Source organism: Desulforegulaceae bacterium, assembly GCA_034006035.1.
GTDB lineage: Bacteria > Desulfobacterota > Desulfobacteria > Desulfobacterales > JACKCP01 > JACKCP01.
The window spans coordinates 63,996-73,086 of sequence record JAVETN010000013.1 but is presented as its reverse complement, the minus strand read 5'-3'; the positions used below and the strand labels follow the sequence as shown (position 1 = coordinate 73,086).

General features: G+C 34.2%; 8 protein-coding genes. 3 read left to right on the top strand and 5 right to left on the bottom strand.

The window, feature by feature from the left end; all coding sequences use genetic code 11:
• Positions 1-104: 104 nt before the first annotated feature.
• Complete coding sequence (locus tag RBR53_10080) at positions 105-812, bottom strand: class I SAM-dependent DNA methyltransferase (GenBank protein MDY0133004.1); 708 nt, start codon at positions 810-812, stop codon at positions 105-107.
• Between the two features lie 201 nt (positions 813-1,013).
• Positions 1,014-1,790, bottom strand: coding sequence for an enoyl-CoA hydratase-related protein (locus RBR53_10075; protein ID MDY0133003.1), 777 nt, complete (start codon positions 1,788-1,790; stop codon positions 1,014-1,016).
• Between the two features lie 142 nt (positions 1,791-1,932).
• Here RBR53_10075 and RBR53_10070 point away from each other — a divergent pair, with 142 nt between their 5' ends.
• Positions 1,933-3,081 carry a hypothetical protein gene (locus tag RBR53_10070; GenBank protein MDY0133002.1) on the top strand — a complete coding sequence of 383 codons (1,149 nt, stop codon included), beginning with the start codon at positions 1,933-1,935 and terminating at the stop codon, positions 3,079-3,081.
• A gap of 458 nt (positions 3,082-3,539) precedes the next feature.
• Here RBR53_10070 and phaC read toward each other — a convergent pair whose 3' ends face one another.
• Positions 3,540-5,351: a class I poly(R)-hydroxyalkanoic acid synthase gene (gene phaC, locus RBR53_10065; protein MDY0133001.1), complete on the bottom strand. Its 1,812-nt coding sequence runs from the start codon at positions 5,349-5,351 to the stop codon at positions 3,540-3,542.
• Positions 5,352-5,591: 240 nt separating this feature from the next.
• On the opposite strand from phaC, the gene RBR53_10060 reads away from it, so the two are divergent.
• Positions 5,592-6,173, top strand: coding sequence for an HDIG domain-containing protein (locus tag RBR53_10060; protein ID MDY0133000.1), 582 nt, complete (start codon positions 5,592-5,594; stop codon positions 6,171-6,173).
• Between the two features lie 192 nt (positions 6,174-6,365).
• Here RBR53_10060 and RBR53_10055 read toward each other — a convergent pair whose 3' ends face one another.
• Both RBR53_10055 and RBR53_10050 read right to left on the bottom strand, forming a co-directional pair.
• Complete coding sequence (locus RBR53_10055) at positions 6,366-6,560, bottom strand: YwbE family protein (GenBank protein ID MDY0132999.1); 195 nt, start codon at positions 6,558-6,560, stop codon at positions 6,366-6,368.
• Positions 6,561-6,599: 39 nt separating this feature from the next.
• The gene (locus RBR53_10050; protein MDY0132998.1) at positions 6,600-8,336 is read right to left on the bottom strand and encodes a cache domain-containing protein; all 1,737 of its coding nucleotides are present in this window, start codon (positions 8,334-8,336) and stop codon (positions 6,600-6,602) included.
• 311 nt (positions 8,337-8,647) lie between these two features.
• On the opposite strand from RBR53_10050, the gene RBR53_10045 reads away from it, so the two are divergent.
• Entirely contained in the window at positions 8,648-9,037 is a 390-nt protein-coding gene (locus RBR53_10045) for a hypothetical protein (protein MDY0132997.1), read from the top strand.
• Positions 9,038-9,091 lie beyond the last annotated feature (54 nt).

Genomic DNA, 9,091 nt, shown 5'->3' with positions numbered 1-9,091 from the left:
TACGATCCAGGCCGCAACGGCGGAGACTTCGACAAAGTTGAGGTAGTAGATAGTTGTTAATTTTTTTTAACTCAGGTGGGTCAAATTTCGGTTGCAAAGAGGGGTCATTTTTCGGTTGCAAAAAACACTCCATGCTTTTCTTTCTGCCTTTTAGCATAGTGAGCAGCTTGTACAAACATACCTCCGGAACCACATGCAGGATCAAGTATCTTTCCTTCTCTTGGTTTTAGAACCTCTACCATATATTGTACCACCGTTCTAGGAGTAAAGAACTCTCCTCCACCTTGTCCTTCTTTTAGGGCAAAGTTACCTAAGAAGTATTCATATATTTCTCCGAAGATATCGTTTTCTATATCTATTGGTATATCGTTAAAGTTTCTAAGTAATCTATTTAATATTTTATTGTTATCTTCTTTGCTTAGATTGTGATAACTGTCTTTTGGTAGTATTCCAACTAGTTCAGGGGAATATTTTTCTATGCCCTCTATAGCTTCTTTAATCTTTTTTGCTATATCTTCTTCTTCGCTTAAATTTAATAAATAGTCATATCTTGATTCTTTAGGAAGATAAAATCCACATTTTTCTATTGCTATTTCCTCCATAGGCTTTTCTCTTCTTCCACCTTTTAGTTCTTGGTATTCTTTATTTATTTCTTCTTCATATGTATGGTATTTGCTATCGGCAAACTTTAAGAATATAAGCCCTAATATTGGAGTTGAATACTCTGATGCTTTTAGCCCTGTATTTGCTCTTAGTTCATCTGCAGTATTCCATAATCTTTTTTCTAAATCTTTTATTGTTTGTGTATTCAAATCAATTTTCTCCTGGTTCTATAATATCCCAATCCATTATATTTATTTCCAACAAATCTGATATTTTTCATTTAGTTATAACCGCTTAACAACCCTGTTTTTTACAAAAAAAAAAGACTAGATAACACAAACCACAATAACCACAAAAAAAATGCATTTTTAAGATAATAAAAATGCATTTTAAAAATATAAATTTAAGTTTTATTTCTTTTTGTTAATTTTACTGTTTTTATCTAAAAATTCATCAATTGAAGCTTTGGTAGAATCTAGAGTGCAAAGAGTTGCAAAATGATAATTAGTTAGCTCAATTGCGTCTTCAAAATTCATATCTTCAATCTGATAAAACGATTTTTTACCTAGCTGCATTGTTACAGGATTTTTGTCAGCCAATTTTTTTGCATATTTTTTTGTTTCTTCAATTAAATCTGCTTCAGCCACTATTTTATTAATTAAGCCAATTTCCAAAGCTTTATCAGCATTGATAATATCTCCAGTCATAATTAATTCAAGAGTTCTTTTTCTGCCCAAGCTTCTTAAAAGAGGTACTGCCGGACCCATACAAAACAATCCTACATTGATGGCAGTCGCACCAAATTTAGCTGTATCACTGGCAATAGCCAAATCACATCCAGCAACAAGTCCTATTCCATTTGCTACAGAAATTCTATGAACTGAAGCAATAACAGGCTTAACCATGTTTGCTATGGTTAAATTCATTTCCCCCATTAACCTAACCCAGTCTAAGTATGATTCCATGGACTTTCCATCAACATAATTTACATCTATTCCTGTGCAAAAATTTCGCCCATTAGCATTAATAACTATCACATTAACACTGGAATCCTTGTCAAACTCCTTCAAAGCATGATTAAGTTCTGTTGCCATTTGAATGTTAAATGTATTATTTTCTTCAGGACGATTTAATGTTATTGTGCCAACCTTGTCTTCTGTTGAAGTTATCACAGCATTGTAATTCATTTTTACCTCCTGCTTTTAATAATTTAATATGTCTAGAAATTTTATGGATTATATCATCATTCAATATAAAATAATATTATTCAAATTTTTCTTCCAAAGAAGTCAAAAAACAAAGAACTCAAAACAGGTGGAGTGTGAGTAAATGACAGAGATTATTTATTCAGGTAAATTAGAGGATAGATTGGGAAGTAAAGTGTCTTATAAATCGGCAAAGGAAACTTTCTGGGAAGCAATAAAAATACACTACAAGCTCTTGAAAAATAAAAGCAGAATTGGATATTTTTTTATTGACCCCCTGATAAATAATTTTGAAGCGGCAAATAAATTTTATTTTAGGGTATTTGATTGCCAGTCAATTTGTAAAATTAATACCTATAAAAGTGGGGCTGGGCCCATACAGGCATTATCTGATGCAAAAGAACTTATCAACTATGATCTCTATGATGCGGTATTTATTTTTGGCTATGAACCATTACTCACCAATAAACAAATTTATGGGAAAGAAGCTATAACTCAAGCCATGAGAATTTTTCCAGATAAGAGCATCTTAGAGTGTTACAATCATCTGGCAAAGAATCTTTGCAGAAAACATTGTTTATCTGAAGATGAATTCATTTTTCTTTGTGACCAATTATACCTGAACTATAAAAAAACCTATGAAAATATACTAGGCTTGGAAGTAGAAGGAAAACGGGGCAAGACACTAAGTGATCTGGGGGCAAATTTATTTCAATTGACTGACTGTGCAAACCCCAACATTGATTTTTCCGGAGGAATTATTGTAACCAGCAAAAAAACATCCAAGCTTTTGCAGATCCCTGAAAATAAAAAAGTAAAAGTCACAGGTGCAAGCTATTGTATGGTCCAGGGCTCACCACAAAGAATAGATGAAATTGTCGGTAAAAAAGGAAATATATTTCCACACTTGAAAACTGCTGTTAAGGCTGCTGCCAATCAATCAAATTTAAATGTTGTTCAGGAATTTAAAAAAGGCAACTTATATCTCGAAGCTTATACCTGCTATCCACCAATTCCAATGGCCTTTTTGCTCGCTACAGAAATTGTGGGCGATATGGCCCAATTACCTGCAATATTAAAAGATTATGAAATCACCATAACAGGAGGAATGAACTTTGCTAAGGCACCTTGGAACAATCCAGCCCTCAACGGAGTCATAGAGATGTATCAAAAATTAAAAAATGCAAAAAAGTCGTCGTATGGACTTGTACACGGAAACGGCGGCATAGGAGAGGTGCAAGGGGTTGCTATTTTTAAGACCTCCAACAATTAAGGCAATTAAGGCAATTGTTGGATAATCATTTAATTAAAACAGCTTTAAAAAATAACAAATCCTATTGAATTAAGTTGCCAAGCAAAAAGCTCTACCCATTACCCAGATCTTTTATTCGAGGCTCGTTCCCAAGCTCCAGTTCTGCGACTACCCACACCTTTTATTTAGGGATATTCCAGCAAAGAATATCCCTCGCACATAATTCGAGGCTCGTTCCCAAGCTCCAGCTTGGGAATGTAAGCATATGAAATAACAGAACTTATTTGTAAAAACACATAAAGCAAGCTGATTAATCAGCAAGCTCTTTTATCTGAAACATGGGTTACCAAGCAGGAGCTTGGGAACCAGCAAACTTCGAGTTTGGCCTAGGCTCATACTTGTTCAGGACTCGTTCCCAAGCAAAAAGCTTGGGAACTGGCAAATCTATTAAAAAACTTGATTATAATTATTTTATAAATCTAAGACTGGATCTGAATTCCAGTTCCTTTGACTATATCTTCAGCTCTTATCAGGGCATAGGTTCCAGGAGCTTTTTCAATTTCTTTGAACTTTCCTTTTCCAGGTATTCTTTTTGGAACCAGTTTGCCTGAAAACTCAGAATTCCATTCATACCAGTCAACCCACCATGAACCTTTTTTCTTTTGAGTTTTTTCTAAAAACTCCTCAGGAGAATCAAAATCCAACTCTGCAGCTCTGTATCCGTACTTCCTTTTAAAAGGAGGGTTAATAACTCCCACCACATGACCTGAACCGCCTAAAACAAATCTTACTTTTCCTGGAAAAAGCAAAGCTCCTTTAAAAGCAGCTTCCCACAGGACTATATGATCATTTTCAGTTGAAAGAAAATATGAAGGAACCTTAACTTTTGAAAGATCAATTGGAACTCCCTCTATTGTTATTCCGCCGGGTTTTTTAAGCCTGTTTTCCCCATACATACTCTTAAGATAAAAAGCATACATTTTCTTTGGAAGATTTGTTGCATCAGAGTTCCAATACAAAATATCAAAAGGAATAGGACCCTTGCCTTTGAGATAATAACGAACAGCATATGACCAAACAAGATCGCTTGGGTTTAGCATATTAAATGTCTGGCCAAGAATCCTGCCGTCTAAATATCCAACCTCTTCCATGTCCTCAATTGTTTTTTCCACCTGTGATTCGTCCAGAAAATTTCCAAGTTCACCTGGCTTTGAAAAATCAATCAATGTTGCCATATAGGTGAGCGATGCAAATTTTTGCTTATTAATTGCTTCCAAATAAGCTGCTGTTGTAGCAAGAAGAGTTCCACCTGTACAATAACCTATACCAGAAACTTTTTTGGACTTGGTTATTTGTTCAATAACATCAAGAACTTCAACCTGACCTTCAAGGATATAATCTTCGTATCTTTTTTCTGAATGCTTTTCTGAAGGATTTACCCATGAAATTACAAAAACAGTATAGCCCTGCTCTATAAGCCACTTAATCAGGGAACTTTCCTCATTTATATCAAGGATATAATATTTATTGATAAAAGGGGGAGTGATAAGAACCGGTACCTCAAAAACACTTTGTGTTAAAGGGCTGTATTGAATAAGCTGAAGAAGATCGTTTTGATAAACAACACTTCCTTTGGTAAGGGCAATATTTTTCCCGGGTTTAAATGCACTGTCATCTGAAATTTTTATATCAAGAGTTCCGTCTTCGCAGCTTAAATCATCTAGAAAATTCTCAAATCCCTTTAAAAGATTTTCACCTTTTCTATCAAAAGTATGCTGAATAATTTCAGGGTTTGTAGCTAAAAAATTCGCAGGGGAAACTGCTTCAAGAAATTGTTTTGTATAAAAAGCCACTCTTTTCTTTTTATCAGGATCAATATCTTCAAGACTTGCAACGGCTTCTTTAATGTTTTTGTAATTTATCAGATAAAAATCCCGCATAAGCTGAAAAAAAGGGTTTCTATTCCATTCCGGGGATCTAAATCGTCTATTTGTCATTGTTCTTTCTTTTCTTTTCTCCAAATCAAAGAAATCAACAACTACATCAGAGGAAGCTTTACTATAATCTTTCATAGTTTTAAGAGTTAAATTAAAAACAGTTTCCGGATTTAGTGCAAACTTTTGAAAAGCTTCTAAAAAATCAAAAAACACTGCAGGCTCAGGAAGCTCTGTTTCAACCCTGTTCATTGCAAAAGCATCAGCCAGGCACAATTGTTTATCTACATACTTGACCATAAGCTCAGACATTTTCTTTAAATCAAAAACACTTAAATTTTCATTTTCCTTACCCATTTAACCCCCTGTTTTAAAGACGAAATTATAAGTTTCTTCTTACATCCAACAATCAACTTTAGATTTGATGCTTATAAACTTTTAATCTGATTTTGCCTGTTTCAACTGGGCTTCAATTAAAACATTGACAAAATCTTTGTTTTTTATTTCCCTGATATCAATTAATAATTTAATCTCACTTCAGCGATTGTCAAACTTGATACTTAATCACTGAACAAAAATCTGGTCTGGAGGAATAAAATGAACGACTCATACATACCCACAAGAAAAGAAGCATTAGAACTTTTAAAAGAATATACAAAAACAGAAGGGCTTATTAAACATGCCCTGGCTGTTGAAGGAACAATGAAACATTTTGCATTAAAATTTGGAGAAGATCCAGAAAAATGGGGAATTATAGGTCTTATCCACGACCTTGATTACGAAAAATGGCCTGATGAACATTGTAAAAAAACAAAGGAAATTCTTGAAGAAAACAATTGGCCAAAAGATTATATAAGGGCTGTAATGAGCCATGGCTACGGTATATGTACAGATGTTGAACCTGTCCACAAAATGGAAAAAGTTCTTTACGCAATAGATGAGCTTACAGGGCTTATAAATGCTTCTGCCCTTGTAAGACCAAGTAAAAGCATTTTAGACATAAAGCTCAAGTCCGTTAAAAAAAAGTGGAAGGACAAAAGCTTTGCAGCTGGAGTGAACAGAAGTACAATTGAAAAAGGGGCAAAAATGCTTGAAATTGACCTGGGCGAACTTATGTCAGAAACAATTGAAGCAATGAAAACTATAGCTGATGAAATTGGACTTAAAGGGAATTTATAACCCAAAATTAAAGCCTGAATTAAGCGTTTAATATTTTTAAATACAAAACCTTTAATTAACTCAGGCATAAAGCTTATGCCGTATGATTTTATACGGCATTTATTTAACCTTTTTTAAAAACTTAAAAACTGTTTCAACCTATGAAAACGCTGGTAATATTTAGCAAGCTATCAATCGTAATCAAAAAATTCCTTAATCAAAAACTTCTTTTACTCTTCCCACCTGACCGTCTTCAAGCCTGACCTTTATTCCATGGGAATGTTTTTTTGATTTTGTCAAAATATCCCTAACAATTCCCTTGGTAAGAGTGCCTTTTCTCTGATCTTTTTTTAATACAATATTTACACTTGCTCCGGGTTTTATATTATCTCTTAATTGTCCATTCATTTATATTTCCATTTTTTAATATTTAACTTATAAAACTTATCAGCTATGCAAATCCACATGCTTTTCTCCCACCAGATCAAAACCTTTTTCAAGAATAAGTTTTAAACAGGCATCAACACTTGGCCCATGATACTTCACACCTCTTCCTTTGCGAATTTGGTTAAGAGATGCCTCAACTCCAAGGGAGGGCCTATAAGGTCGGTGGGATGACATTGCCTCAACCACATCGGCAACTGTAAGGATTTTGGCCTCCAAAAGTATTTCTTCATCTTTAAGTCCTCGTGGATAACCCGAGCCGTCAAGAAGTTCGTGGTGCTGATAAACAATTTCTGCCACAGGCCATGGGAAATTGATATTTTTTAATATATCATAGCCTATTTCAGCATGGCATTTTATAATTTCCTGTTCCTGGGATGACAATAAAGTCGGCTTTGACAAAAATTCTGATGGAAGGGCAATTTTTCCTATATCATGTAAAAGAGCTGCAAAATGGAGTCCTTCAATCTGTTTTTCAGGAAGTCCAAGCTCCCTTGCAATTGCACAGGCAAGCTTATCAACTCGTTCTTGATGACCTGCTGTATAAGGATCCCGTTTTTCCTCTGCTGCTACAAGAGATTTAACTGTTTCCTCAAGATTGGAATGAAGGCGATCCCTGCTTTTTTTAAGAGCTTCCATTGCCATTTTACGAACACTGATATCCCTGGTAACCCCTCTATAGCCCAAAATTTCGCCTTTTTCTGAAAAAACTGGAACAGCATTTATTTCCAAAACAATATTTTGCCGGTTTTTCCCAAGACAGGTAACCTCAAATCCCTTAAATGGTTTTTGTAAACTAATCAGTTCCTCATAAGGCTCCTTGTAAACACTTTTTAAAACCAAAGGAACAAAGTCAATTATGGTTTTGCCCTTTGTTTCGTCGCTTGGCAGGCCAAACAAATCCTCTGCCCTTGGACTGGAGTAGGTAAATCTGCCTTTTTCATCACTTTCCCATATCCAGTCACTTGTGGTTTCCAAAAGACTGCGAAACCTTTCCTTACTTTCTTTTAAAGACTCCATAAGTTTTTGGCGTTCAAAAAAAGTTTTGATCAATTCCCGATCCATTTTCATTGTCTGCCTGATTGAATAAAGGGAAAGACTAAGAACAAGACCCAAAATTCCAATTGAAACAGCTAGAAGCTTGTTTCTAATGGCATTTATTTCAGAATAAATATCATTAGTATACATTCCTGTGCCTACAATCCAGCCCCAGGGTTCAAAGATTTTAGTATAAGATGTTTTGGGAGAAATTTTTCCAGGCTGATCTTTCCATTGCCAATGATAATCAATGTAGCCAAAGCCTTTTTCCTTAACAACCTGATTAAATTTTAAAAACAAATTTTTAATCTGTTCATCTTCTATATCAGCAATTTTTTTATTTTGAATATCAGGATGATAGGGATGCAAAATTATCCTGGGTGTTGTATCTGTAATCCAGAAACAATCTTTTAATTCTGGCCCATAACGGAGCTTTCCAATTCTTAAAACTGCACGGAGTTTTGCTTCATCTGTGCTTAATTCTCCTGAAAGTTCACGCTCCCTATAGCTTTCAACAAGACTCCACACAGTTTCTGTAAGTTCTTTTATCATTTCTTTTTTTCTTAAAACAAAACTTTTTTCTATATGGGGAAGGAAAATAAAAAAAATTACAATCACGAAAAGCAAAATGGTTGTGATTGCAGGAAGTGCTATTCTAAAAGAAGTGTTATTGGAAAACTTTATAAATTTTTTTACAGGCATAACAGCCTACCTTGGGTTCAAGTTTTACTTATTTCCTGAAAAAATCTTTGGCCTGAATTAAAGTTATCCAAACATTTATTTTTCAGTCAAGCTTATTTCGAAAGATATCAAACAAACCAGGACTTAACAATTTAAATACAAGCATATTATAAGCCATGCTGTCTTTTTAAACAATGTTCTGTCAATCCTAAGCCCAAATAAAGTTTAGGCAAAAACTTAGAAACTTCACCCAAAAACAAACTTGTTGTTTTTTCATTTTCAATAGATGTAATATGTTAATAATCTTATTGAACTTTAAAAAGGACTAGAAAATGCAAATCAAAAATCTCAAAACCAAACTCATTGCTTTAATTACAGCTTTTTTTATTTGTTTTATAAGTTTTTCCTGTGGAACAATTTTTTATCCTGAAAGAAAAGGCCAAATTTCTGGAAAAATAGATCCAGGAGTTGCTGTTTTAGACGGACTAGGCCTTCTTTTCTTTCTTGTTCCCGGAGTGATTGCCTTTGCAGTGGATTTTTCAAATGGGACAATTTATCTGCCCCATGGAAATTTTGCAGAAAACAAATTAGAAATTGACAAGATGAAGAAGATAAAATCGCAAAGCCAACTTACCCAAAGCGAAATTGAAAGAATTGTAAAGGAAAATACAGGAAAAGAAATTAATTTTGAACTTGCTGAAATCACAGCTATTTCAGAGTAATTAAAAACTCAGATTTACCAGAAGTTTATCATAGTTTTTTTAATTTCTGAAGCT

What these genes read in the sequence shown, in the direction of transcription:
- RBR53_10075 (MDY0133003.1), bottom strand. Translation starts at nt 1,790, where the DNA reads ATGAATTACAATGCTGTGATAACTTCAACAGAAGACAAGGTTGGCACA.
- RBR53_10050 (MDY0132998.1), bottom strand. Translation starts at nt 8,336, where the DNA reads ATGCCTGTAAAAAAATTTATAAAGTTTTCCAATAACACTTCTTTTAGA.
- phaC (MDY0133001.1), bottom strand. Translation starts at nt 5,351, where the DNA reads ATGGGTAAGGAAAATGAAAATTTAAGTGTTTTTGATTTAAAGAAAATG.
- RBR53_10045 (MDY0132997.1), top strand. Translation starts at nt 8,648, where the DNA reads ATGCAAATCAAAAATCTCAAAACCAAACTCATTGCTTTAATTACAGCT.
- RBR53_10060 (MDY0133000.1), top strand. Translation starts at nt 5,592, where the DNA reads ATGAACGACTCATACATACCCACAAGAAAAGAAGCATTAGAACTTTTA.
- RBR53_10055 (MDY0132999.1), bottom strand. Translation starts at nt 6,560, where the DNA reads ATGAATGGACAATTAAGAGATAATATAAAACCCGGAGCAAGTGTAAAT.
- RBR53_10070 (MDY0133002.1), top strand. Translation starts at nt 1,933, where the DNA reads ATGACAGAGATTATTTATTCAGGTAAATTAGAGGATAGATTGGGAAGT.